The following is a 25,061-nucleotide window of genomic DNA, read 5'->3' as shown; positions in this document are numbered from 1 at the left end:
GCCCCTAGGGGCTTTTACTTAAGGTGTTATCAAGATCTAATTATTGATCTTTTCTATCTTGATTTTTAGTCCGATCAATTTTTCGATATCAGCCAAATACGGTCTTTCTTCTACATCGCAAAAAGAGATGGCTTTTCCTTCCTGACCAGCTCTTCCTGTTCTACCAATGCGATGAACATAGGTTTCCGGTACATTTGGGAGATCATAATTAATCACAAGCGGTAGTTGTTCGATATCGATTCCTCTTGCTGCAATATCGGTAGCGATCAAAATTTTAAGATGACTGTCCTTAAATTCACCTAAAGCTTTTTGTCTTGCATTTTGCGATTTATTTCCGTGAATGGCCGCTGCTCTCAAGCCATTTTTTGCAAGCAACTTGACGATTTTATCCGCTCCGTGTTTTGTTCGGGAGAATACAATGGTGCGCTCATGCTTCAGCTTTTTTAATATGCTCGTCAATAATTTGATCTTCTCCTTCTTTTCAACAAAAAATACAGATTGATTTACTTTCTCGGCTGTTGAGCTTACCGGGGTGACGTCAACTTCAATAGGCTTGTGTAATATGCCATGCGCGAATTTACGGATATTAGGAGGCATTGTCGCCGAGAAGAATAATGTCTGTCGCTTTGAAGGAACCTTGGCGAGGATCTTCTTGATGTCATGAATAAAGCCCATGTCCAGCATGTTGTCCGCCTCGTCTAATATCAAGATCTCGATTTTATCTAGAGAAACTATCTTTTGATTCATTAAATCCAGTAAGCGGCCTGGGGTAGCAACAAGAATATCAATACCTTTTTTAATTTCTTTAACTTGCTTTTCTTGGCTTACTCCACCAAAAATAGTGCAATAGTTTAGTTTTAGATATTTTCGGTATAAGTTGATATTGTCTCCAATTTGAATGGCTAGTTCACGTGTTGGTGTAAGAATCAAAGCTCTAATGGGAACGAGTTTACCTGATGTCTTAGTTTCTTCAAGACGTTGTAAAAGCGGAAGTGCAAAAGCGGCCGATTTACCGGTTCCCGTTTGTGCACAGCCAATAAGATCGTTTCCTTGCAATACAATTGGAATGGCTTTTTGTTGAATTGCAGTAGGGTGTGTATAGCCTGTTTCTGTTATTGCTTTTAAAAGCGGAGCGATTAAACTGAGTTGTTTAAATTCCATAAATAGTATGTTCGAATTTGTCTTAAATAAAACCTTTGAGAATCCTTTTTATGCTTTTTATTTGAAAACTAAAAGTCTTCAACGGAAAAGTAAAAGATTGCTAAAAAATTGTAAAGGAAGAATAGGAAAAAGAAATGGGATAAGTCATTAAGAATTACCCCATTAACAAGAAAGTGTATTTTTTGGATTACGCCAATTTTACATTTGTAGCGCTGATCCCCTTTGGAGTTCTTTCTACATCATAAGTAACAACGTCGCCTTCAGATACTTGGTTTTTAAGCGCAGAAACGTGTACGAAAACATCTGCACTACCATCCTCTGGTGTAATAAAACCAAAACCTTTAGTTTCATTGAAAAATTTAATTTTACCTGTATTCATTATTTTTAATTAAGTGCGGCAAGGTAGGCATAATAAATGATTAATCTTTTATTTTTTTTAATGAATTATAAAATGGGTTGTGTAACTGAGCGTTTTTTTGAACGAGATGTTGATTGAAACAGCGTTAGAAGGAGGAATTTATCGAACAAAAATGTATAATAAAACACGATCTCGCCAACCAATGTAACATGGTCAACTCATGATGCTGTTGTTAATGGTATTATTAATTATTTAGATAAATATTTTTTCTAAATGTTTGTTCTTAGTGAAATTAGTAGTAACTTCAACCGCCCCTCCCAAGGGCATGTTTTTCATAGGTAGATGTATGGTCGAGTGATTCTAACTCGACCATTTTTTGATAGGGGTACGCTAGGTTTGTCTATATATATTTTACAATGCTTTTTGCGAGCACCTAGATTCATTTTTGTATTTTCATCGAAGCAATTTGTTTTTAATAATAAAGAAAGCATTCTTATTTAGGGCATTCATCTAAGCATATGTATTCTGTTCGTTTTGACAATTTAGATGATATCCAGTAAAAACAAAACTTAAACCAATATCCAATGAATAGAAAAGATTTTATCAAAACGTCCACTGTTTTAGCTGCATCGTCATTTTTCTTAAATGCTAAAGGTTCAAACTTTTTAGATCGATCCATCCGGGTTGGATTAATTGGTGTAAATGGTATGGGCTGGTCTGATTTGAATGCATTGTTAAAGAATGATGGCTTGGTGTGTACTGCTCTTTGTGATGTGGATGAAAATATTCTTAAAAAGAGAGCAGAAGAACTTCAAAAAAGAAATATACAGGTCGAAACGTTTGTAGATTATAAGAAGATGCTCAATAGCTCGATTGTGGATGCGGTCATTATTGCAACTCCGGATCATTGGCATTGCCTGCAACTGGTAGATGCCGTAAATGCTGGAAAGCATGTATATGTCGAAAAGCCCATCGGTAACTCCATTGTTGAATGTCAATTAATGGTTCAGGCAGCAAAAAAGAATAAGGCTATTGTACAAGTCGGGCAATGGCAAAGAAGTCAGCAACATTTTAAGGACGCCATTGATTTTGTTCATTCCGGTAAATTGGGCAAAATAAGATTGGTAAAAGCTTGGTCTTATCAAGGGTGGAAAAGTGCTATTCCCATCGTGCCCGATGAACCGGTTCCTGCAGGTGTACATTATACGGAATGGCTAGGTCCGGCACAAAAAAGACCATTTAATTCGAATCGATTCCATTTTAATTTTCGATGGTTTTGGGACTATGCAGGAGGTTTGATGACAGATTGGGGTGTGCATATGTTGGATTATGCTTTACTTGGGATGAAGGTTTCTAATCCAAAATCTATTATGGCCTCAGGAGGTAAGTTTGCGTTCCCGGACGATGCAGGCCAAACACCTGATACGATGACTGCTGTGTACGAGTTTGATGGCTTCAATATTCAATGGGAACATGCCAAAGGAATTGATCTCGGACCTTATAACCGCAATCACGGTGTCGCATTTATTGGTAACAATGGTACGCTGGTCTTGAACAGGTCGGGCTGGGAGGTCATTCCAGAAAAAGGAAGGATGGAAGCGGTCTCTATCCAACCTTCTTTAGATAACGGACTGGACAAACATATGGAAAATTTTGTAGCATCCATTCGCCAACGTAATCCACAAGTACTTCATGCACCAATTGAAGTGGGGGCACACATTGCCATCTTTTCTCAGCTCGGAAATATAGCATTCAGAACTGGACAAAAACTCTATTGGGATAAAGATAAACAGCATTTTACCGATCAGAAAGCAAATAAATACTTAGCTTCGGTTTATCATAACGGCTATAAATACCCAAAAGTATAATGCTTAAAATTGGTTGTTGATTAATTATTATAATCAACAACCAATGGATTATTCCTTACTGATTATTCACTCCTTTATTTCTTAAAGAACAAATTCATTTGCAAGATCGATCTCCTCGCGATTGATGGAGTGCCCCGCGTTTTGATATACCATGAGCTTTACATTGGCATTCATTTGTGCTAATATGGATACTGTAGCTTCAACGCGTTCAAGAGGAACATGGAAATCAGGATTGCTAGTGCCAATAAAAATAGGCGTTTGTGCGAAGTCACCGGTGTAATTATCCCTGTTAATTTCTTCGCCTATTACTCCGCCAATAATTGCTATAGCGCCACCATAGCGCTGCCCATGCCGTGCAAGATATTCTAGTGTTAAACAGGCACCCTGAGAAAAACCAAAAAAATAGATATTTTCGGCGAGGATCCCATTGTCTAAAGCTAGTTTAACTGTATGATCGATCAGATCAATTGCGGAACTCAACCAGGGCTCGTTCTCATGTACGGGAGCAATAAAAGAATAGGGGTACCAAGTGTGATTTTCTGCCTGCGGTGCAAGTAGTGCAAAATTATCGACATGAAGATAGGATGACATGCCAAGGATGTCTTCTGCACTCCCCCCACGACCATGGATCATGACAATGGCTTTTTCTGCCTGTTCTAAATTTTTACCAGCTGTTTTAATATTTATTGAATGACTCATTTTATGCTTTCATGTAGGGTAGTTTATACCGTTTTTTTAAACCAAACGTCTTGATATAGTTCTGGATGACGATGAAACTGCGCATTTACATAAGGACATAATGGAACAATTTTCATGTTGTTTTCGCGCGCATGAGATACCAATTTCTCGAGTAGTATTTTTGCAAATCCTCTTCCCTCATAGGCTTCGTCCACCTCTGTATGGTAAACAACGAGATTACCGTCAATGATAGCGATACTCATCAAACCTGCTTTGCGTTCATCGGAGAATAATTGAAGCTCTCCACGTTGATTTTTGTCTAATACAATTTCAGTTCTTTCCATAATTTCCTCGTTTGTATAATGATGTTTATATAATTTAATTAATCGATTTTTGGCAATGTCTGTTCAATCTGCGAACGGTAGTTTTCATATTGCTTCGGCAATTTGAGTGCCGATCCTAAGCTGGATAGTGGTTCGTCTACCGTAAATCCGGGATTGTCTGTCGCGATTTCAAATAAGACACCACCAGGTTCACGAAAATAGAGTGAGAAAAAGTAATCTCGATCTATTTTTGGTGTGATATCTAGCCCTGCTGAAAGTACCTTTTCACGATACTCCATCAAAACATTGTCGTCCTTTACCCGAAATGCGACATGATGGTTTGTACCGGCTGCATTTTTGCCGTATGGTAGATTTTTATCCGCTATTATGTCAACGCTATTAGCCGTATCAATGCTATCCGTTGTTAACCTATAACGATTATCATGCTGTTGTTGGAGCGAATAACCCAAAATATCGGTCAATACTTTTAGCGTCGGATCTGCTTCTTTTAAAGAAAGCGTGATATTATGGAAGCCTTTTAGTGCATGTTCGCTATTGATGTCAGTCGTTGTCCATGCCTTTCTATTATCTTTCGTTTCAATAAACTGAAGCTGCAATCCATCAGGATCATTAAATGAAATTAGCTTCTCTCCAAAAATTTCACTTTCCTGTAAACTAATCTGATGTTCCCCTAAGCGATTTTTCCAAAAATCCAAACTCCCTTGAGGTACGGCATAGCCAATATGAGTCGCCATTCCTGCTCCTGCGGTACCTTTTCCGATACCTTCCCATGGGAAAAAAGTGAGGATCGTTCCGGGGTCCCCCTGTTCATTGCCGAAGTAGAAGTGGTAGGTGCCAGGGTCGTCGAAATTAACTGTTTTTTTGACAAGGCGTACACCCAGTACTTTCGTGTAAAAATCGAGATTTCGCTTTGCGTTGTCTGCTATCGCAGTAATGTGGTGTAACCCTAATATTTTATTTTCCATATCTGATAATTTTATTTTCTTAACTAATGTAAAGTTACGCCGACCAACAGGGAATTTTATTGAACTAGATTAATAAAAGCTATAATTGACATTTTTGTTTTTTAGGGAATAGTGATTTTCGAAAATATATAAAAAAACACCTGAAGTTGGGGACTTCAGGTGTTTAACCTAACCAATTATTAACCTAAATTTATGAAATGTATATTTCTGAATATTATACTACAACATCAAATCCAATTATCATGCCACTATTTAATAGTGTAAATGAACTCAGATAAAAGCGTTATATATTGTATAATTTAGGTAAATTGGATTGTACTAATATGAGGTGGGAATTGAAGACTTCAATTAAAAATAGATTTAAAGATGAAAAATAGAACAATGGTTAAGGTCATCACTTTCTCTGTTTTATTGCTAACGCTGGGTTGTCAGCAGCCGCAGACAAATGAATCAAAGGAGGCTGCACAAAAACAACTTGACGAAAACAAAGAGAATAAAAGAATCGTTTTAGATTTTTATCAGCAAATGTTTGGTGATAAGGATGTCTCTGCAGTTGATAAGTACATTTCCCCTCAGTATATCCAACATAATCCCTCTGTTGCGGATGGAGCGGCAGCATTTAAGCTCGCTGCAGCGAAATGGTTTGAAGGACAACCTAAAACAAGGATTGATGTGCAACACATTGCTTCGGATGGAGATTTGGTCTTCATACACCTAAAGAATAAGAATCCAGATGGTAGTCTTAAATCGACTATTGATATATTCAGGCTGGAAAAAGGTAAAATTGTGGAGCATTGGGATGCACAGCAAGATGTGCCTAAAAATGCAGCAAACGCACATCCTATGTTTTAGGGATAGCAATAAATCGCATTTCCTTTTTCCTCTGCGTTTTAGTCCCTCTTAATTGTTCGGGAATCTATCAGGTATGGTAAATTATGTCTAAATTTAGGCCTAACTCATTTTTTTCGCAAACCATTAATGTTAATCATGAAAAGAGTCTTCGGCCTAAGTTATTTTTATCTGTTGTTTTCTGCATGTAGTGTGCATTATCGTCCGAAAGATCATCCGTATGTATATGTTCAAAAGAAAGATCGAGAGGTTAAGGAATGGAAGCTAGTATGGGAAGAGCACTTTAATTCCCCTAAGCTAGATAGTAGTAAATGGTCCCGGATTCCAGCGGGAGGAGCTGATTGGAACCGGCATATGAGTATGGATGATGCCTGTTTTGGATGGGAAAATGGTGAGTTAATTCTTAAAGGAATAAAAAATACAGACAAAAATAAAGATTCAAGACTATTTTTGACAGGTGGGATATGGAGTAAGGGAAAGTTTGCTTTTCAGTACGGACGCATAGAAATCCGAGCTAAACTTGGAAGTGCAAAAGGGGCATGGCCTGCCATGTGGATGCTGGCGGAGTTAGATAAGTATGGGAAGTATCCGAGAAATGGTGAAATTGATATTATGGAACATCTTAATTTTGATCATATCATTTACCAGACAACACATTCATACTATACCTTAGATCTGGGGCAAAAGGAGAATCCCAAACATTTTGGTACCGCTTCGATCAAATCAGAAGAGTACAATACATATGGTATAAGCTGGTATCCCGATCGTATCGTATTTCAGTTGAATGGTGTTGACACCTTTACTTATCCAAGAGTTAATGGGGTAGATCCTTCTCAGTGGCCTTATGATCAGCCCTTTTATCTATTGATTGATCAACAGTTGGGCGGGAGCTGGGTTGGTGAGGTAAATCAAGACCAACTGCCTGTTGAGATGCGTGTTGACTGGGTTAAAGTTTACCAATAGTGCTTACCAATTCTGAGAGGGATAAGAGACGAAAAAAATCGCCTATTAATGAACTGCAGTTTTCTGATAACAGTTAAATATCCTAATTTTAGAGGTGACCTATGATTAGGTGACAAAAACTTAATATACACGACATAGGAAAAATGTTTACTTTTGGCCAAATTATGGAAGATAATACGATATTCAAGATTAGCAATAAGATTAAGGAAATTCGAAAAGAAAAAGGAATTACCATACAGGAAGTTGCTGATAGAGCGGGGGTAAGCAAGGGACTTATTTCGCAGATTGAAAATAACAGAACAATACCCTCCCTACTGGTATTGATTAATATCATCAATGCACTGAATATTGATCTTAATGAGTTTTTTAAAGATTTTAATTCTGAATTGGATTCAGGCCCCGTGGTCGTTCGGAAAAAAGATACTTATAGTCCGTTTGAAAAAGAGTCGGCTATTGGTTTCCATTATAAAAGGATTTTTACATCTGCGATGGATAGTTCGACCATGGACATTGTTCTTTTGGAGTTGCTTCCGGATGCACAACGACCAATGGTTGAGACCGAAGCTTATGAATATAAATATATCATTAGCGGGCAGGTTGAGTACATCTTCAATGATCAAAAAATTAGCTTAGAAGAGGGCGATTCGATCTTTTTTAATGGCCGATTGTCACATACACCGCGTAATGTTGGAAGTGAAAAGGCCGTCATGCTAATTGTATACTTTTTTGAAAATAAGAAATAGAGGATAACATGTTAATTGTCAGGGCATCATTGAATCATTCAGTGATGCTTTTTTTATTTTATACTTTTCGTATCGCAAAGGGATGCTTATATTTGTTTATAAATACTTAACAAAAGTTTAGTCTTGTGTTAATTTCCAAAATTTACTTTTGATTGCGGACAATGAGGTCTGTTAACAAGTTTAAATGATGGAGTTAAACCAACGAATAAAAAGACGCATAAATAGACTGGATGAGAAATCTGTGGCTATTGTTCTGGCTGTTACAGCATTTTTATGTTATACGAGTATGTATTCATTTAGAAAGTCATTTACGGCATCTGCTTTTGCAAATGATACTATTTTTGGTGTCGATTATAAAGTCTGTATGGTGGTCATTCAAATGCTGGGGTATTTGTTGTCCAAGTTTTATGGCATTAAATTTATCTCTGAAAGTAAACAGCGTAGTAGAGGGCGGTATTTGATCGGTTTGATTTGTATTTCATGGATAGGTCTTTTGGCATTTGCAGTTTGTCCGAGACCTTGGAATGTTGTCTTTCTTTTTATCAATGGTTTTCCATTGGGAATGGTTTGGGGTTTGGTATTTAGTTATTTAGAAGGAAGGCGGTTTACAGAGATTATGGGGGCAGTGATGTCTGTGAGCTTGATTTTCGCGTCAGGACTGATAAAAACGGTTGGGCGGTGGTTGATGTCTTCTTTTCATGTTAACGAGTTTTGGATGCCATTTTTGACGGGTTTACTGTTTTTTCTGCCCTTTGTTTTGTGTGTATGGGTATTGGAAAATGCTCCAGGGCCAACAGAAGAAGACAAGAAGCTCCGGACGGAGCGCATTGCGATGGATAGTAAAATGCGAAAACACTTTTTTAAAACCTTTATGCCGGGTATCGTTTTGACTATTATCGTTTATACGATGCTTACTATTTTACGTGATGTACGCGATAATTTTGAGGTTGAAATCTGGCAGATGTTACATGTGAAGGGGGCGGGCATTTTTGCAAAAGTTGATGGGACTATCTCCTTGATTGTACTGCTGCTGGTAAGTTGTCTAATCATGGTTAAAAATAATCTTAAAGCATTTAAGTTGATCCACTATATGATCATTATAGGTTTTCTGACTGCAGGTATTTCTACCTATTTGTTTACAAAACAATGGATTGACGGTTTAAGTTGGATGTTGCTCGTCGGTTTGGGCTTGTATATGGCATACATCCCTTACAATGCGATATTTTTTGAGCGAATGATCGCAACATATCGTATGAAAAGTAACATCGGCTTTGTTATGTATATGGCTGACTCAATCGGTTATTTGGGTAGTTTTCTGATATTGGTAAACAAAGAATTTATGCCAAATTCTGTCACTTGGGGGAATTACTTTATTCAATTGGTCTTTTTAGCCTCTATTATCGGAGCTATTTTGGGTATCTTCTCTCTACTCTATTTTATTCGAAAAAAAGAACAGATGAAAGGAAGTGATGATGAGTTGTTGGCTCCTTGGCATACCACAAAAGGAGAAGTGCAAATTAGTTAACTATACTTTTTTATGATATTCTATTTATAAAGATGAAAACAAATACATATGATTTAATTATTGTTGGGGGTGGGATTTTAGGGACCTTTCATGCCTATCATGCGTTACAAATGGGATTACGCGTGCTCCAACTCGAAAAAGATAATTTCCCCGTGGGATCTACTGTTCGTAATTTCGGACAGGTAGTGCCATCGGGGATGGCAGGCGAATGGTTTGATTATGGTGTGCGAGGACTTGAAATATATCAGTCTATTCAGAAAGAGATGGATATATCCGTTAGAAATAACGGCAGCATCTATATTGCTTCGGATAGTGATGAAGTTCAGGTGCTTCACGAGCTATCTAAGCACTATCAGGGAAAAGGATATGATCATGAACTTTGGTCAAAGGAGCAAGTTCTATTGCAATATCCCGTAATGAATGCTGATTATGTTAAAGAGGCTATCTTTTTTCCGCAGGAACTCAGTGTAGAGCCCGAGTCAATGATTAGACAGCTGCATATTTATATGCAAAATAAGTTTGTGGACTATACGTTGAAATACGATACGACAATTGTGGCCTGCGAGGATAAAAATAATGCTGTTGTTGTCACGAGCAGTACGCTAGAAAACTTTGAAGGGAAGAAATTGCTTATCTGTAATGGATACGAGTTTAAAATTTTATATCGTTCCTTGTTTGATAATAGCGGGCTTGAAATTAGCAAGCTGCAAATGATGCGTACAAAGCCTTTGGCTCATATTTATCTTCCTGGGAATATCTTAACTGGGTTGACCATTCGTCGATACGAGAGTTTTGAAGAATATTGCCCTTCGTTTCAAACAATTCCAATGCCTGATTACTACCAGGAGCTGCGCAATTATGGAATTCATATCCTATTTAAACAGGCCACGGATGGTAGTATTATTATCGGTGATTCGCATGAATATGCAACGGGAAACAGACTGGATGAACTGGGCTTCTCAGTAAGCTCCTATATCAATGAATTGATGATTGCGGAAGCCAACCGTATCATGCCAATGGACCGTACCTGGATTTCATCTTCTTGGGCAGGTTATTATTCGCAGCACAAAGATCATATTCTTGAAATCGACGTTAGCCCAAGAATACATGTTAGAACCGGTATTGGAGGGAAAGGAATGACAGCAAGTGCTGGCTATGCCGAACAGAGTATTGAAAAACTTTTTTAATTTAGACATATTGAAGAGCCCCGCTATCACATCTAGCGGGGCTCTTTCGTTTTTAAGCTATTTATTTGATCAGTTTGTACAGACTTCCTAAAACGTACAGTTTGTCTTTCTTAATAAGGTCAAGCTTTATAAAATTCAATTAGTAAATAACTAAATTATGAAGAGGATGTCTGGTAAATCTTTTTATTGCATCAACTAATTGACCAGTTGTTTGTTCTTTATAAAACATTATCTGATCAATATTTCCTTATTGTTTAGGCGTTAAATAATGTTTTTATTAACTTCACGGTCACAATAAACCAGATCTAAATATTAGAAGTGAATGGCAAATAATGTTTTTCCTGAAAATGAGTTAAGAAGGATAGAAAAATTAAAGTCCTATGAGTTAATGGGACTCGGGAAAGACCCTGAGCTGGATGTTTTTGCGCAGGCAGCCTGTCTGATTACAGATTGTCCTGCAGCTTTAATTGCCATGATGGAAGAAGAAACACAACGTATTCAAAGTTGCGTTGGGATGGAGCTGGATACCGTTGAAAGGAAGAATACGGTCTGTCAATACACCATAATGAGTAAGGAGGTCCTTGTTATTGAAGATACTTTTGAAGATTCACGCTCGTCTTCCAATCCATTGATTCGCGAAGGAAATATCCGTTTTTATGCCGGAGTTCCTCTTTTGGATGATGATGGTGATGCTCTTGGGACAATCTGTGTCATTGATTTCCATCCGAAAAAGCTTTCGGATAAACAAAAAGACTCGTTGGAGGAGCTTGGCAAGGCGGTGACCAAAATATTATTGGGGAAAAAACGAAAAGTACAGGCTGGTTATTTCTCCGAAATTTTTCACCTGACGAACAATATTATTTGTGTATTGGATGAGGCGCGCAAGGTAAAAGAAGTTAACCCTGCATTTAGTAAAGTCTTGGGATTGTCCAGATCGAATAGTTTAGGCAAATCTATTTTTACATTATTGGGGGACACTGAAAGGGAGTTAGTGTCGGACTTAGGTCGAGTTGAGGAAACAAAGTACGGCGTTCAATCTACGAGTAGGACTAAAATAGAAAATGGTCAAGTTGTCGAAATTGAATGGCATTTCAAATATGATCCGATAAATCATGATATTCTGGCCTTTGGCAGAAACGTAACAAAAGAGCGCGAAGAAAAACTCAAGTTGGAGAATTCCGAACGTAGATTTCGTAGCTTTTTTGAAAATGCGATTGGCCTCATGAGTATGCATGATTTGGACGGTAATATTCTATCCGTCAATGAAAAAGGAAGAGAGGTGTTGCGGTATGCCAAAGAAGAGGTAAAAGGACTTAACCTCAAGAAATTGGTTCCGTCTCATCATGTGGGTCTGGTTGAAGAATATCTCAAGCGCATTGCCAGCAATAAAGAGGATTCTGGAATGATGGTTCTCCAAACAAAAGATGGTGAAGATATTTCTTGGCTATACCACAATATGTTGGAGACGGATGAGAATGGACGATCTTATGTTGTCAGTACAGCCTTGAATATGACGGATCGATTGCGACTTGAAAATGATCTTTTGCATACCAAACAGATCCTGGAGCAGACCAATGCTGTCGCTCAGGTTGGCGGATGGGAGGTCAACTTAGTTGAAAACAAGGTCTATTGGTCCGAGTCCACGAAGCTAATTCATGGTGTGGCTTCTGATTTTACACCTGATTTTGAACATGCAATCGGATTTTATGAGCCGGAAAGCCAGGTTATTTTGCGTGAAATTTTTGAAGACGCCATTACATCAAGAACACCTTACGATACCGAATTGCGCCTATTAAAGCAAAATGGCGAATCAATTTGGGTACGGGTAAAAGGTATTCCCGAATTTGAAAACGATGTGTGTAAGCGTGTTTTTGGAATTATTCAGGATATCGATCAAAGTAAATCGCTATTCTTGGAGCTGAAACGCAAAGAATCGATGTTACGTGCGTTTGTGGATTATGTTCCTGCTTCGGTTGCTATGTTTGACCGAGACTTTAACTATATTTCGGTCAGTAATCAATGGTTAGAAGATTTTCACGAAGGGGTAAGCTTGCCGCCAAGTAGTAACTTTTTCAATCTGTTTCCAAATATCCCAGAAAATAGAAAAAAAATCTACCTTGATGCGCTGGAGGGAATACCTTATAAGAATACGGATGAGGTCATACAGGCTGGCGGACTTGCCGAAGCGCAACATTTCAATTGGGAGGTAAGACCTTGGCATCTTGCTGATGGAAGTATAGGTGGGATCATTATTTTTACACAAAATATCACGGATTCGGTAAAAATAAATGATGAATTAAAGTTAGCGAAGGAACTGGCCGATCTGGCGAGTAGAGCAAAGTCCGAATTCCTCGCCAATATGAGTCACGAAATTCGAACGCCTTTAAACGGTGTGATCGGATTCTCCGATTTGTTGTTAAAAACACCATTAAATGATACACAGGTCCAATACCTCGGCTATATCAATGAATCAGGAAATAGCTTACTCAATATTATTAATGACATTTTAGACTTTTCAAAAATTGAATCGGGTAAACTCGAACTATTTGTTGATAAGTATAACGTATATGATGTAGCCAATCAGGTTATTAATGTTGTTCTCTATCAAGCACAACGAAAAGAAGTCGAACTGCTTTTGAACATTGAGCAGGGACTGCCGGCTTTTGTTTGGATTGATGAGGCACGTATTAAGCAAGTGCTGGTGAATTTATTAGGTAATGCAGTTAAGTTTACGGAAAAAGGCGAAATCGAATTTAAGATCAGTAAACTTCGCAATGATGAGAATAAATTAACCTTACGTTTTGCGGTTAGAGATACGGGGATAGGAATTCCGCCAGAGAAGCAACAACGCATCTTTGATGCCTTTACGCAAGAAGATAGCTCGGTAAGTAAACGATATGGGGGCACGGGACTCGGTTTGACCATCTCCAACAACCTCTTGAAATACATGGGAAGTAAATTGAATCTGGAAAGCGAACAGGGTGTCGGGTCGACGTTCTATTTTGATATCGAGGTCCGATGTGAAGAAATGGAGGATGAAGATACAGCTTTACCTTTAAATCGTGTCCTCGTTGTCGATGACAACGCTAATAATCGGATCATCCTGCAACATATGTTGGCCTATAAAAACGTCGAATCTGTCCTCGCAGAAAACGGCATGGAAGCCTTACAGTTGTTGATGAAAGGGGAACGTTTCGATGTTATTTTAATGGACTACCATATGCCGATCTTATCGGGCCTCGAAACAATAGAAAAAATCAAAGAACTCTTTAGAAAACAGGAAGAAGGTATCCCCTTGATTGTGTTGCACACTTCGTCAGAAGAGCATGAGGTGATTTCAGCATTTAGACAAGAAGAGCGGTCATTCTGTCTACTTAAGCCGATTAAATCCGAGGAACTGTATTCGACTTTAAGAAGGGCGATACAACAGAATAGGGAGGATGCAGTACAATTAAAGGCGAATGCAAACTTATCGTTATCATCGGATCCGTACGGTCAAGACGTTCAGGTGCTGTTGGCAGACGACAATGCCGTTAATATGGCCCTTAATTTACGCATGATGGCAAGTATAATGCCAGGGGCACTCTTAACCGAAGTTTCTGACGGAGCACAAGCCATTCATGCTTGCAAAGAAAAACAATTTGATTTTATTTTGATGGATGTTCAGATGCCCGAGGTCGATGGGATCGAAGCAACCAAACAGATCCGGCAAATGGCAGGTTATGCTGAAACACCTATTATCGGTGTTACCGCCGGTAATATTTCAGGCGAAAAAGAACGCTGTCTCGAAGCGGGGATGTCTGACTTTCTAGCTAAACCTATTCGGCAACAGGATTTATTCAAAGCCTTGGAAAAAGCGATGTTATCGGTGAAACCTAGTGCTGCCGAAGCTTCAGATCTGGAGGATTTGGATGAGCATTTGGATATGCAGCGCCTCGAAGAACAGGCGGGTGATGATCCTGCATTTTTAACCTTTTTTCTGGATTTGGTCGTTCGGGAAATCACGGGGTCCAGAAATCAGTTAAAGGAGGCAATTGATACAAACGATATTGTACGCATCAAAGAACTCCTTCATAAGTTACGGGGAACTTCATCGACAGCCGGACTGATCAAGTTGGCCCAAATGACCAAAGACTTGGAGACCAGCCCAACGATTGAAACTGAGCTCGCGACCGCTTTTGTGGCAATCGAACAAGAAATGGATATAGGATTGGAATTAATTACAAAAATCTTAAATAAATAATGATATGTTGATTTTAATAGCGGAAGACGACGAATTGATACTGCGTACTGTTGAACACAAATTAGTGAAAGAAGGACACGAAGTGGTGCTGACCAGAAATGGCCGTGAAGCCATCGAGAAGATTAATGAGCTAGATTTGGATTTAGTTGTAACGGATATTATGATGCCTTTTGCTTCTGGTATTGAAATTCTTTCGGCAATAAAGCGTATTGGAAAGAAAATCCCTGTCATCGTATTATCAAGTATGGGGCAAGAGGAGGTCGTGGTTGATGCATTTGATTTAGGCGCATCTGATTTTATGGTTAAGCCATTTAGTCCAAACGAACTGATTCTTAGAATAAAACGCCTAATAAATAAATAAAATTATGCATCACCATATCGAGCTACATGAGCTTATTCTGGCGATTGTTATCGTATTGATTTTAGTACTATTGTTGATTATCACGGTACTGGGATACAGCTTTTATAGCTATAGAATCCTTCATAATAGGCAATCGTGGCGACAGATCATCGAGTACAAAATTATGGAGACTATTGTCGGTGGCGATGAGAATAGCGATCGAGATTTGGAGTTTGCGGAGTATTTGAAAGAACCGTCTTTTCGAGCTCTTTTTTTAGATGTATTAGTTGACTCTGATAGAAAATTTTCTGGTGGAGCTAAACAATCGATCAATAGGTTGTTTCATGATTTTAAATTGGAGGATGAGGCTTGGCGGAAGCTTCGGCATAGAAAAGCTTATTTGGTTGCCGGTGGGGTTCAGGAGCTTGCTGCAATGAATGTCGAATCAGCAATCCCAGAGATAACAGCCAAGCTTAATGATTCCCGTACCGCAGTATATCAAGAAGCACAATATGCAATTGTAACTTTCAAAGGGTATGAGGGGCTTGGTTTTTTGGATCATTTCGATCGTCCCTTATCAGACTGGCAACAATTACGTTTATTGTTTTCTATTCATGAAATACCGGAACTTTCAGAGTTACACGTTGATACCTGGCTTAAGAGTTCAAATGATTCTGTTGTCATATTTACGTTGCGCTTGATCCGAAAATTTAGATTGATGACTTTTTATACGGAAGTTTTTAACCTATTGGATCATCTATCTACGAAGGTTCGTATACAAGCCATACGGACATTGCAGGCCATTGAGAATAGTGGGACGATTCAGCAATTTATACAAAATTTTGATCTGCAACCAATCGAAGTTCAGATAGAAATCCTTAAAGCGATGAAAATTGCCAAAAGTAGAGAAAGTGAGCATTTTCTGAAGGATCAACTTTGGAATCATAGTCAAGTGTCAATTAAAATTTCTGCCGCAGAAGTACTCGTTGTGCTAGGAGAAGAACAGTATCTGCGTGAAATTTCACAACGTGAAGATACATACGACGAACTTACACAAATTATTAAACACGCATTGCAAGAGAAAAAATGTTAGAGTTTTCCCATATCGTATACGAAATTATAGTTTGGTTATTTTTGCTTTATTCGGCAGCAGTATTCATTATCTATACTTGGATAGGGCTATACGCTTATGGAGCGGTGTTTCGTTACAAACATAATAATACGTTTACGGACTATAGTATTATTGCTACCAACCCCAACGCGCCTACATTCAGTCTGATTGCTCCAGCTTACAATGAGGGGATGACCATCGTTGAAAATGTACGTTCTTTATTGTCGCTATATTATCATAATCTGGAAATTATCATCGTCAATGATGGTAGTAAAGACGACTCAATTTTGAAATTGATCGCCTCTTATGAACTTGAACCCACGTCTTTTTTTGTTCAGGGAAATATTGAGACCAAGGATATAAGAGGGATCTATAAGAGCAAAAATCCGGCGTTTAAGAAGCTGATTGTTGTTGACAAGGAAAATGGCGGTAAGGCTGATGCGCTCAACGTCGGTGTTAATATTTCTTCTGGAGATTATATCGTCTGTATTGATGTAGACTGTATTTTGGAACAGGATGCTATTTTAAAATTAGCAAAGCCATTTTTGGAACAGACCGACAAACGCGTTATAGCCTGTGGCGGAGTTATACGTTTGGCCAATAACTGTAATGTCGTGAATGGTTCTGTCGTGGACGTTAATCTTCCAAAATCATGGTTGGGGCGTACGCAGGCTTTAGAGTACATCCGTGCTTTTATTTTAGGTCGAATGGCTTGGTCAAGGGCTTCGGGTTTAATTCTTATTTCCGGGGCATTTGGCGCTTTTGACCGGGAGATCGTATTGGCTTGTGGGGGGTATGACCGAAATACGGTGGGAGAAGACATGGAGCTTGTTGTTCGTATGCGCCGCTATATGGAGGAGCAAAAGCAAGCCTACGAGGTGGTTAACATTCCTGATCCATTGTGCTGGACCGAAGTACCCGAGTCAAAAGAAGTATTACGTAAACAGCGTAATCGTTGGATGCGGGGTACTATGGAAACCTTATGGAAACATCGAAAACTCATGTTCAATCCGAAATATGGCCGTTTTGGTATGGTCAGTATGCCTTATTGGTTTTTCTTTGAGTTCCTGGGGCCTATTGTCGAATTTACGGGCTATATTGTTTTTATAATCTTTTTTATTCTGGGAATCATCAACTGGCCATTTTTCTTTGCGCTATTTGCATTGGTGATTGCTTCCGGAATTTTGTATTCGATCTATGCGATCTTGGTTGATCTTGTTAGTCATCAGGTTTATTCTAAGAAACGAGATCTTTCCACCCTAATAACTACGGCGATACTAGAACCTTTATACTTTCACCCCATTGTTGTTAAAGCCGGGGTACAGGGGGTTGTTGATTACTTTCGAAAGCAGCATGGCTGGGGAGAAATGACACGACAAGGCTTTCAACAAAAAGATGCGAATGAGTCGGTTTGGAAATACCTCGGTCAGCGATTAAATCTTTCGTTACAGAGCTTAGGACCTGTTATGTTGGTTGTTTTTGCCTTGTATATGTTGTCCGTTGGTGTAGAATGGTGGTGGTACGGTCGTCGATTTGTTCAGCTTTCGGAGTCACATGCCGGGAAATACCTGTTTTTGGATAACGTCTTGTTCATCTTTCAAGCCTTGGCCTGTTTGGGAATCGGCTATTTATTGCTTCAGTTCATAAGCAGTTTTTGGGCGAGACTTCTTATGGTTATATCGTTCTCGTTTATTGTCGTTATGCAATTCATCTTGTTTCTGTATTTTGGCGAATCCAGAAATTTGCTTGGAGCTGATATGTTCTATTACAGTTCGGAAGAGATGAAGCAAATTTTGGAGGCTAGCGGTATGTTGAGTTTTACCAATATTGCTTTACTTTTATTATTGATCGTAATTTCTTGGGTTCCCCTTTGGATTGCCAATAAACAGACATTCAAAAAGCCCTATGCTAGTATTGCACTGTTATTTTTGGGGATTATATCGTTTTTCATCTCCTCGGCTTCGTTTTTGGGGGGTAGCGCTGAAAAAGATGAATTCGTAGCCAATGCAAGTCGGAGTAAATGGCGTTATTTTTTTGATTCTAATTTATCCAATTACGTGGATGATCACCCCGGGATGTTCGCTATGTTCAATAAAGACGATGATGATGCAAAAGTGTTGGATACTAAATTTCCTTTTTTGAAAAAAGAGGATACGAAAGATTTCCTGGGGACATACATGCAAAAAACGGCGAAAGTACCTAATTTGGTCATTCTTGTTATCGAAGGTTTAGGACATGCCTATAGTGCTGAAAATGGCTATATTGGCAACTTTACACCTTTTATAGGTACATTGAAGCAACAGTCTTTGTATTGGGATAATAATATGAGTTCCTCGGGTCGGACATTTTCCGTTTTACCGACCATAACAGGTTCGTTGCCTTTTGCGACACATGGATTCCTGGAACAAGACACCTTGCCAGACAACTTCAATTTATTTAATATTCTGAAGAGTAATGGATTCAATACTGGATTTTTCTATGGTGGTCATTCTAATTTCGATTTCATGAAAAAGTTCATGGATTATAATAAAATAGATATGCTCATGGACCAAGCGGCATTCGGACCTCCTTATAAAAAATTGCCCGAAAAGGGAGGGGAGAGCTGGGGATATGAAGATCAGGCTGTCTTTAGCAAACTTCTTGAAGTACAGAAAGTACAGGAACACCCTTATTTCCATGTGCTTTTGACGCTATCAACCCACAATCCGTTTTTGATTAATAATGCGGCTCATTATGAGCAATTGTTTGATCAACGTATAGCAACATTGAACCTTACACCGGAACAAAAAAAGTGGGCTTTGGAGAACCGTACCCAACTTGTTTCGGTACTGAATTTGGATGATGCGATGGAGCAGTTCTTTAAAGAATATAAAAAGAGACTAGATTTTGCGAATACTATTTTTGTCATAACTGGAGACCACGCGATGCCTGAGATACCATTGCAAAGCAAAATCGATCGTTTTCATGTTCCCTTGTTGATTTATTCACCACTTTTAAAAGGGCCAAAGACTTTTCATAATTTTGTTAGCCATTTTGATGTCGCGCCTACTATATTGGCCTACTATCGTGAAAATTTTGGGCTTAAAACTCCTAGCCAAGTTACATGGATCGGTGAAGGGCTCGATAAGGGGGCTTCGACACAGGGAGATGGTATAGCCATGATGCAGAGTAAAAATCAATTGATTGATTTTGTGAAAGGCAGTTACCATCTTTCCGATGGACAACTGTATAAACTGGATGGTGTGCTCAATGAAGATGCCGCTGCTGATAATGCGAAAGAAGAATTGTCCAAGCGCTTTGAATTATTTAAGCGCAAGAACAAACTTTTTTATACGCAAAAGCGACTTCTTCCGGATAGTGTTTATACAAATTACTTTAATCGAACAGAGAAGAACTAGAATTTTCGAATATAACCAAGGATGATGTCCAATTGATTTCCTCGCTCTTTCGGCCTGAATTCTTGGTTATAATAGGTGCCCGAAATTGAAAATAAGTTACTTTGCTTAACGGAGAAATTATACTCGGCACCTACTTTGAATGTTTTTAATTTATAGGAAGCGTTGTCCAATAGATTATTTCGGTTTTCCTCGGGGCTCAGACCCGTTCCGGCACTAAATCCGAAGTAATCATTTGCTCCTTTTGTATAATAGCGGACTGTTCCGGTATAGGATTGGGAAATATTCTTTTCGCCCGGTGTAAGGTAAGTCCTCAGATTGAACCAAAAGTTTTGGTAATATTTTCCGACTGAAGCCGTGTACATCCAGATGTTGTCACTAAAATAAAGCTGACGATATCCGATTTCCCCCTCAAAGCTGTTCGGAAGATTGGCATAGAGAGACACACCAGTTCTATATTTCGCAAAAATCCCCACATTATTGGAGTATCCAGCACCCACGTAGAGGTAAAATATCTTTGAAAGACGAGGATAAGCCTCCATCTCGAATTGTACGCCATTTTCTGCAAATTTATTTGCATAGTTGGTCCTGAAAATAACTGATCCTATGGGGGTTGCCCGCTTATAACTTAAGCCGACAATGTGCCAATTATGATCAAACTGTTTGTCAAAATAGACGAAGTTGTAGGTCAGACCGATTGCGTTTTTAGCCGTATATTCTTCAATACTTTTTGCCAGTGCTCGAGCTTCTGTGTTTTTAGGATTAATTGCCAATAAACTATGAATTGCCTTTTCGGCAGCTTCATAATGATCGTTGCCATAACTAATTTTACCTTTTAACAGAAGTAGATCCTGCGACTGCGGATGTAGGCTAAGCCCTTTGTCTGTAATTGCAATAGCTTTGTCAGTCTGATCATTCCAATATTCCAATGAGGCGTAGGCTAAAAAGAAATCTTCATCACTTGTATTCTTTTTATCCAGTTCTGTAAAAATGGTTCGTGCCGAATCAATTTTATCCGACCAGGTATAAAGACGTCCGAGAAAAATGCTAATATCCGTGTAATCTGGTGCTTGAAGTAGGGCCTGTTTAGATAATTGAATGGCTTGCGGATAATCTTTTGAATCAAAAGCTACTTTTCGCGCTTTTACAAATAGATCATCAGCGGTGAGTTTCGTCTCTTGCGCGACAGAAAATAAGGGTAATAAAGAGAGGGAGAGTAATGGATAAATTACTTTTTTCATTCCAGATCGTAAATTTGACATTTAAGCTTGCTAATATATAAACTAAAATTAGGAAATTTTGTTTGTCTGCTTTTGTTTTAAAATAAATTTTTGAACTCTTTTAAAGCATTCTAACGATCATTTCGGAATGCATTCCGAAATGATCGTTAGAATGAAAGTTTTGAAAAACGCCAATGGAATGTGTCAACAACCGTTAACTGGTTGCTATCTACGGGTAATCCGGTTACTATTTTAAGTACCTGCATCGCCATCATGCTGCCGATAATACCGGGCAAGGGGCCCAGCACCCCATTTTTATCGCAATTTGGAACCTGCTCCGGATCGGGGGGCGTTGGAAAGATATCAAATAGGTTTTTACTACCCTGATAGTTAAAGACAGCCAGCTGCCCTTCAAAACCATAGATGCTACCGTATACCAAAGGTTTATCGAGTTGTAGGCACGTATGATTAAGCAGGTAGCGTGTCGTAAAGTTATCACAGCAATCGACAATGATATGATAGGGAGCGAGCATTGCTAGCGCGTTGTCAGCATCTATTTTTACCTGAAAGGGTTCAAAATCAATTGTGCTATTGTGCTGTCGTATATAGGCTGCGGCACTTTCTGTTTTTGCTTGGTTTATATTATCTTCGGAATGAATGATCTGTCTATTTAGATTGTGGATTTCAACCTGGTCAAAATCAATCAGGCCAAGTTTGCCTATACCGGCCGCGGCTAAATATTGAACGACAGGACTCCCGAGTCCGCCTGCACCAACGACCAATACCTTGGCATCCATAATCTTCCGTTGTCCGGCAACGCCAATCTCTTCGATAAAAATCTGTCTGCTATAGCGATCAAAAATGTTATCTTTTTTCATGTATTTAACGTACAATACCCGCGTAATTGCTTTCCCAGTCTTTCATCACTGGAGAATAGCCCATTTTTCGGATTTGATTTTTTATTGTTTCCATATCTCTTTCATCACTTACTTCAAATTGTTCCAAAGCTTGGGGATCGACAACATAGCCTCCCGGATTGGTTTTTGAAGCGGCACTCATTGTGGTTACGCCAATAGGTATGATATGATCTCTGAAGGTTTCGTTCTCTCGGGTAGAAATAGAGATTTCCAAATTTTCATTCCACAGACGATATGCGCAGATCAACTGCAGCAGATCACGATCTGCCAAATGAAAATTTGGCTCAACAGAACCCGCGGCTGGTCGTAAGCGCGGAAAGGAAATGGAATAGCGTGTCTGCCAATATTGTTTTTGCAAGTAGGAAATGTGTGCCGCGGTGAAAAAGCTGTCCACCCGCCAGTCCTCTAGCCCAAGTAATACCCCCAGTCCGATTTTATGGATTCCGGCCCGGCCTATACGGTCAGGCGTATCCAAACGATAGTCAAAATTGGACTTCTTTCCTTTCGGATGATATTGTTTGTAAACTTCCCGATGGTAGGTTTCCTGATAGACCAAAATTGCATAAACCCCTGCGGCCTGTAGTAGTCGGTACTCGGATTCTTCCAGCGGCTGTACCTCAATGGATATCTGTGAAAAATGAGGTTTTAAAAGCCGAATAGCGTTTAGGAAATAATTGATCTCGACCGTTTTGTTGGCTTCTCCGCTAACGAGTAAAATGTGGTTGATTCCCATGGTTTTGAGTGCCATTGCCTCCAGTAATAGTTCTGTGTTGTTAAGTGTTTTGCGTTTAATTTTATTGTCCATGCTAAAACCGCAATATGTACAGATATTTTGGCACTCATTACTCAGGTAAAGAGGGGCATAGAGCTGTATGGTTTTACCGAAGCGACGTTGCGTGATTTGTTGTGTTTTTTGTGCCATTTGTTCTAGATACGGTGCTGCAGCCGGTGAGATGAGTGCCCTAAAGTCAGCGAGTGTTAAATGGTCTTTTTCTAACGCATGTTGTACATCCTGATTGGTAGCGTCATAAATCTGCGTGTGGACGTCATTCCAGGAGTATTCATCGAGAATCGTTTTGAAATCTGTCATAAGAGAATCATCAATCAAATAAAAATGAAGTTAAGGGACTCGAACCGATTGCTTTTGATCCGATCTTTCCTAAACCGGCCTCATAAGCCTTTCGTCCCGCAATAACAGCCTCTTTGAATGCTTCGGCCATACGTATCGGATTATTGGAGACCGCAATTGCCGTATTGACCAAGACTGCATCGGCTCCGATTTCCATGGCTTTGGCGGCATCGGATGGAGCTCCGATCCCAGCATCTACAACCACAGGGACATTACTCTCCTCAATAATAATTTCGAGAAAGTCTAGTGTGCGAAGCCCTTTATTACTACCAATAGGAGCACCTAAAGGCATAACAACTGCAGTACCTGCATTTTCCAATCTTTTACAAAGTACTGGATCTGCGTGAATATAGGGCATGACAACGAAACCCAGTTTGGCCAGCGATTCAGTTGCACGCAGGGTTTCAATAGGATCGGGCAGTAAATAACGAGGGTCGGGATGAATTTCCAGCTTTACCCAGTTGGTTTCCAGTGCCTCCCGTGCAAGTTGGGCTGCGAGCACAGCTTCTTCAGCAGTTCGTGCTCCCGAAGTATTGGGAAGCAAATCGATTGCCGCCAGGTCGAGTGCACTGATGAGACTGTCGTCTGAGCTGGTCTGGTCGATTCGTTTGAGGGCAACGGTGACCAATTGGGAGGCCGAAGCCACAATGGCATCGCTCATTTCTGTGAGATTACCGAATTTGCCCGTACCCAGAAATAATCTGGATTCAAATACGCGATCGGCTATATGTAGGTTGTTCATAATAAAATTTTATTGATGGATGAAACAATGTTTGGAGTCTTGGTTACGATTCCGGAGAGTGCTACACCGTAAACTCCAATTTCTAATAGCTGTTGGATATCTTCAAGTTGGCTTATACCGCCAATTGCGAATATTGGAATAGGGGGCAAGTCTTCTAGGTGGACTTGTCGGATGATGTTTTCATATCCTGCAATCCCCAATAGGGGACTTAGTTTTTGTTTTGTTGTGGTATAGTTGAATGGTCCGAGTCCAATATAGTCACAATGTTCACTTATTCTTTGTTTTACATCCGCAAAGCTATTGGCAGTACCGCCGATTATTTTTCCTGCCCCCAATATGTTCCGGGCAGCTGTGACGCTGCAGTCATCCAGTCCCAAGTGCACTCCATCAGCATCTACAGCCGCTGCAAGCAAAGGATGGTCATTGATAATACAGCTGGCACCAAATTCGGAACAGGTTTGCTTGATCTGTTCTGCAAGCAGGTAGCGGCTCTTTTCATCGGCGTCCTTCCATCTGATCTGTATCCATTTGGCCCCCGCATCCAGCGCTTTCAGTATGTTATTTTTTTGTTCAGTTAATGTTTGTCCCTGCGATATATATTGGAGTTTTTCCATAGTTTTTGTTTGCATGCTATAAAATTTTGAACGGGATCAGGGTGCTTCCATAAAGTACCATATAAGGCAATTCCATCTGCACCTTGCTGCATCGGGATAAGACAGTTGCCTTGGTTTATCCCTCCAAGACCGATGAGACCAACAGTAAAGTTGGAGCGTGACGGGAGCTGATCCAACCTTGCATTATACACTCCATACCCCACTTTTGAGATGCTTGGAAATAATGGACTTAGAAAAGCATAGGCCCAACATTCATCAAGGTTATTGAATTGATCGATATCATGCACAGATGTCGAACAGATTGCTGTAGACAGCATTTGATTTGTAGATCTATCCTTTCTATTCTTTTCGTTCATATGAATACGTGCGATTCCGAGCTCAGCCGATAGGTGAGGGTGGGAATGTAGGACCAATCTGTCCAGGTACGTTGAATCTATAGATTCAACGTACCTGGACATTTGTAGGTCCGTAAAATGATACTTGCGCAAATGCAGGATATCAAGTCCTTCTTTGAACAAAGCATTTATAATCCCTTTTTCAGAAGGGATCGTTTCTGCTGCTGTCAAAGCGATGATCATAAATAGATCTCTTTTCCTTGTGCGATGAATTCCTGCGATTTTTCCAGCATTCCTTGTGCGGCACTATCTCTGATTTCCTGCGTAATTTTCATCGAACAAAATTTGGGGCCGCACATGGAGCAGAAGTGTGC

21 protein-coding genes are annotated in these 25,061 nt (G+C 39.5%); 10 read left to right on the top strand and 11 right to left on the bottom strand.

Features of this window, described 5'->3' with window-relative positions:
• Nucleotides 1-36 precede the first annotated feature (36 nt).
• Both B2X72_RS25130 and B2X72_RS25125 read right to left on the bottom strand, forming a co-directional pair.
• On the bottom strand, nucleotides 37-1,161 hold the full coding sequence (locus tag B2X72_RS25130) for a DEAD/DEAH box helicase (protein ID WP_286851989.1): 1,125 nt from the start codon (nucleotides 1,159-1,161) through the stop codon (nucleotides 37-39).
• A 187-nt stretch (nucleotides 1,162-1,348) separates the two neighbouring features.
• A complete protein-coding gene (locus B2X72_RS25125; protein WP_046672944.1) occupies nucleotides 1,349-1,540 on the bottom strand; it encodes a cold-shock protein in 192 nt (63 codons plus the stop codon).
• A 563-nt stretch (nucleotides 1,541-2,103) separates the two neighbouring features.
• Between B2X72_RS25125 and B2X72_RS25120 the strand changes: the two genes are divergently transcribed.
• Nucleotides 2,104-3,387, top strand: a complete 1,284-nt coding sequence (locus B2X72_RS25120; protein ID WP_145327110.1) for a Gfo/Idh/MocA family protein — start codon at nucleotides 2,104-2,106, stop codon at nucleotides 3,385-3,387.
• A gap of 81 nt (nucleotides 3,388-3,468) precedes the next feature.
• On the opposite strand, the gene B2X72_RS25115 is transcribed toward B2X72_RS25120, so the two are convergent.
• Genes B2X72_RS25115 through B2X72_RS25105 form a run of 3 tightly spaced genes read right to left on the bottom strand, consistent with a single transcriptional unit; the run spans nucleotide 3,469 to nucleotide 5,374 of the window.
• Nucleotides 3,469-4,086 (bottom strand): alpha/beta hydrolase, encoded by a 618-nt coding sequence (locus B2X72_RS25115; RefSeq protein WP_088162017.1) that lies wholly within the window; start codon nucleotides 4,084-4,086, stop codon nucleotides 3,469-3,471.
• A gap of 23 nt (nucleotides 4,087-4,109) precedes the next feature.
• Nucleotides 4,110-4,448, bottom strand: coding sequence for a GNAT family N-acetyltransferase (locus tag B2X72_RS25110; RefSeq protein ID WP_349681407.1), 339 nt, complete (start codon nucleotides 4,446-4,448; stop codon nucleotides 4,110-4,112).
• On the bottom strand, nucleotides 4,448-5,374 hold the full coding sequence (locus tag B2X72_RS25105; RefSeq protein ID WP_088162016.1) for a ring-cleaving dioxygenase: 927 nt from the start codon (nucleotides 5,372-5,374) through the stop codon (nucleotides 4,448-4,450). Before B2X72_RS25105 ends, B2X72_RS25110 begins: the two co-directional genes overlap by 1 nt.
• A 366-nt stretch (nucleotides 5,375-5,740) precedes the next feature.
• Here B2X72_RS25105 and B2X72_RS25100 point away from each other — a divergent pair, with 366 nt between their 5' ends.
• From B2X72_RS25100 to B2X72_RS25060, 9 genes are all read left to right on the top strand, one after another.
• Nucleotides 5,741-6,226 (top strand): nuclear transport factor 2 family protein, encoded by a 486-nt coding sequence (locus B2X72_RS25100; RefSeq protein ID WP_088162015.1) that lies wholly within the window; start codon nucleotides 5,741-5,743, stop codon nucleotides 6,224-6,226.
• Between the two features lie 135 nt (nucleotides 6,227-6,361).
• Entirely contained in the window at nucleotides 6,362-7,186 is an 825-nt protein-coding gene (locus B2X72_RS25095; RefSeq protein WP_286851987.1) for a glycoside hydrolase family 16 protein, read from the top strand.
• Between the two features lie 164 nt (nucleotides 7,187-7,350).
• Nucleotides 7,351-7,929 (top strand): helix-turn-helix domain-containing protein, encoded by a 579-nt coding sequence (locus B2X72_RS25090; RefSeq protein WP_075994857.1) that lies wholly within the window; start codon nucleotides 7,351-7,353, stop codon nucleotides 7,927-7,929.
• 184 nt (nucleotides 7,930-8,113) lie between these two features.
• Nucleotides 8,114-9,454: a DUF5690 family protein gene (locus tag B2X72_RS25085; protein WP_088162013.1), complete on the top strand. Its 1,341-nt coding sequence runs from the start codon at nucleotides 8,114-8,116 to the stop codon at nucleotides 9,452-9,454.
• 32 nt (nucleotides 9,455-9,486) lie between these two features.
• Nucleotides 9,487-10,641, top strand: coding sequence for a TIGR03364 family FAD-dependent oxidoreductase (locus B2X72_RS25080; RefSeq protein WP_088162012.1), 1,155 nt, complete (start codon nucleotides 9,487-9,489; stop codon nucleotides 10,639-10,641).
• Between the two features lie 322 nt (nucleotides 10,642-10,963).
• Nucleotides 10,964-14,884 carry a response regulator gene (locus B2X72_RS25075; RefSeq protein WP_286851986.1) on the top strand — a complete coding sequence of 1,307 codons (3,921 nt, stop codon included), beginning with the start codon at nucleotides 10,964-10,966 and terminating at the stop codon, nucleotides 14,882-14,884.
• A gap of 4 nt (nucleotides 14,885-14,888) precedes the next feature.
• Nucleotides 14,889-15,245: a response regulator transcription factor gene (locus B2X72_RS25070; protein WP_088162010.1), complete on the top strand. Its 357-nt coding sequence runs from the start codon at nucleotides 14,889-14,891 to the stop codon at nucleotides 15,243-15,245.
• 4 nt (nucleotides 15,246-15,249) lie between these two features.
• Nucleotides 15,250-16,317 carry a hypothetical protein gene (locus B2X72_RS25065; protein WP_145327113.1) on the top strand — a complete coding sequence of 356 codons (1,068 nt, stop codon included), beginning with the start codon at nucleotides 15,250-15,252 and terminating at the stop codon, nucleotides 16,315-16,317.
• Entirely contained in the window at nucleotides 16,311-19,733 is a 3,423-nt protein-coding gene (locus tag B2X72_RS25060; protein ID WP_088162008.1) for a sulfatase-like hydrolase/transferase, read from the top strand. The genes B2X72_RS25065 and B2X72_RS25060 overlap by 7 nt, the downstream gene beginning before the upstream one ends.
• Here the strand turns inward: B2X72_RS25060 and B2X72_RS25055 are convergent.
• From B2X72_RS25055 to B2X72_RS25030, 6 genes are all read right to left on the bottom strand, one after another.
• The gene (locus B2X72_RS25055) at nucleotides 19,730-20,971 is read right to left on the bottom strand and encodes a YaiO family outer membrane beta-barrel protein (RefSeq protein WP_286851985.1); all 1,242 of its coding nucleotides are present in this window, start codon (nucleotides 20,969-20,971) and stop codon (nucleotides 19,730-19,732) included. The two genes, B2X72_RS25060 and B2X72_RS25055, sit on opposite strands and share 4 nt — an antisense overlap.
• A gap of 146 nt (nucleotides 20,972-21,117) precedes the next feature.
• Nucleotides 21,118-21,828 carry a HesA/MoeB/ThiF family protein gene (locus B2X72_RS25050; RefSeq protein ID WP_286851984.1) on the bottom strand — a complete coding sequence of 237 codons (711 nt, stop codon included), beginning with the start codon at nucleotides 21,826-21,828 and terminating at the stop codon, nucleotides 21,118-21,120.
• A gap of 4 nt (nucleotides 21,829-21,832) precedes the next feature.
• Complete coding sequence (thiH, locus tag B2X72_RS25045; RefSeq protein WP_088162005.1) at nucleotides 21,833-22,957, bottom strand: 2-iminoacetate synthase ThiH; 1,125 nt, start codon at nucleotides 22,955-22,957, stop codon at nucleotides 21,833-21,835.
• Nucleotides 22,958-22,967: 10 nt separating this feature from the next.
• Nucleotides 22,968-23,738, bottom strand: a complete 771-nt coding sequence (locus tag B2X72_RS25040) for a thiazole synthase (RefSeq protein ID WP_088162004.1) — start codon at nucleotides 23,736-23,738, stop codon at nucleotides 22,968-22,970.
• Nucleotides 23,735-24,367, bottom strand: coding sequence for a thiamine phosphate synthase (locus B2X72_RS25035; protein ID WP_244294322.1), 633 nt, complete (start codon nucleotides 24,365-24,367; stop codon nucleotides 23,735-23,737). The genes B2X72_RS25040 and B2X72_RS25035 overlap by 4 nt, the downstream gene beginning before the upstream one ends.
• Nucleotides 24,313-24,930, bottom strand: coding sequence for a thiamine phosphate synthase (locus tag B2X72_RS25030; RefSeq protein ID WP_145327116.1), 618 nt, complete (start codon nucleotides 24,928-24,930; stop codon nucleotides 24,313-24,315). Before B2X72_RS25030 ends, B2X72_RS25035 begins: the two co-directional genes overlap by 55 nt.
• Between the last annotated feature and the right edge of the window lie 131 nt (nucleotides 24,931-25,061).

It is taken from the genome of Sphingobacterium sp. UBA7253 (genome assembly GCF_002472745.1).
GTDB lineage: Bacteria > Bacteroidota > Bacteroidia > Sphingobacteriales > Sphingobacteriaceae > Sphingobacterium > Sphingobacterium siyangense.
The sequence above is the reverse complement of the archived record's forward strand: the minus strand, read 5'-3'. Positions and strand labels throughout refer to the sequence as shown.

Coding starts and splice junctions, on each gene's coding strand:
- B2X72_RS25130 (WP_286851989.1), bottom strand. CDS start 1,161: ATGGAATTTAAACAACTCAGTTTAATCGCTCCGCTTTTAAAAGCAATA.
- B2X72_RS25125 (WP_046672944.1), bottom strand. CDS start 1,540: ATGAATACAGGTAAAATTAAATTTTTCAATGAAACTAAAGGTTTTGGT.
- B2X72_RS25120 (WP_145327110.1), top strand. CDS start 2,104: ATGAATAGAAAAGATTTTATCAAAACGTCCACTGTTTTAGCTGCATCG.
- B2X72_RS25115 (WP_088162017.1), bottom strand. CDS start 4,086: ATGAGTCATTCAATAAATATTAAAACAGCTGGTAAAAATTTAGAACAG.
- B2X72_RS25105 (WP_088162016.1), bottom strand. CDS start 5,374: ATGGAAAATAAAATATTAGGGTTACACCACATTACTGCGATAGCAGAC.
- B2X72_RS25100 (WP_088162015.1), top strand. CDS start 5,741: ATGAAAAATAGAACAATGGTTAAGGTCATCACTTTCTCTGTTTTATTG.
- B2X72_RS25095 (WP_286851987.1), top strand. CDS start 6,362: ATGAAAAGAGTCTTCGGCCTAAGTTATTTTTATCTGTTGTTTTCTGCA.
- B2X72_RS25090 (WP_075994857.1), top strand. CDS start 7,351: ATGGAAGATAATACGATATTCAAGATTAGCAATAAGATTAAGGAAATT.
- B2X72_RS25085 (WP_088162013.1), top strand. CDS start 8,114: ATGATGGAGTTAAACCAACGAATAAAAAGACGCATAAATAGACTGGAT.
- B2X72_RS25080 (WP_088162012.1), top strand. CDS start 9,487: ATGAAAACAAATACATATGATTTAATTATTGTTGGGGGTGGGATTTTA.
- B2X72_RS25075 (WP_286851986.1), top strand. CDS start 10,964: ATGGCAAATAATGTTTTTCCTGAAAATGAGTTAAGAAGGATAGAAAAA.
- B2X72_RS25070 (WP_088162010.1), top strand. CDS start 14,889: ATGTTGATTTTAATAGCGGAAGACGACGAATTGATACTGCGTACTGTT.
- B2X72_RS25065 (WP_145327113.1), top strand. CDS start 15,250: ATGCATCACCATATCGAGCTACATGAGCTTATTCTGGCGATTGTTATC.
- B2X72_RS25060 (WP_088162008.1), top strand. CDS start 16,311: ATGTTAGAGTTTTCCCATATCGTATACGAAATTATAGTTTGGTTATTT.
- B2X72_RS25055 (WP_286851985.1), bottom strand. CDS start 20,971: ATGAAAAAAGTAATTTATCCATTACTCTCCCTCTCTTTATTACCCTTA.
- B2X72_RS25050 (WP_286851984.1), bottom strand. CDS start 21,828: ATGAAAAAAGATAACATTTTTGATCGCTATAGCAGACAGATTTTTATC.
- thiH (WP_088162005.1), bottom strand. CDS start 22,957: ATGACAGATTTCAAAACGATTCTCGATGAATACTCCTGGAATGACGTC.
- B2X72_RS25040 (WP_088162004.1), bottom strand. CDS start 23,738: ATGAACAACCTACATATAGCCGATCGCGTATTTGAATCCAGATTATTT.
- B2X72_RS25035 (WP_244294322.1), bottom strand. CDS start 24,367: ATGCAAACAAAAACTATGGAAAAACTCCAATATATATCGCAGGGACAA.
- B2X72_RS25030 (WP_145327116.1), bottom strand. CDS start 24,930: ATGATCATCGCTTTGACAGCAGCAGAAACGATCCCTTCTGAAAAAGGG.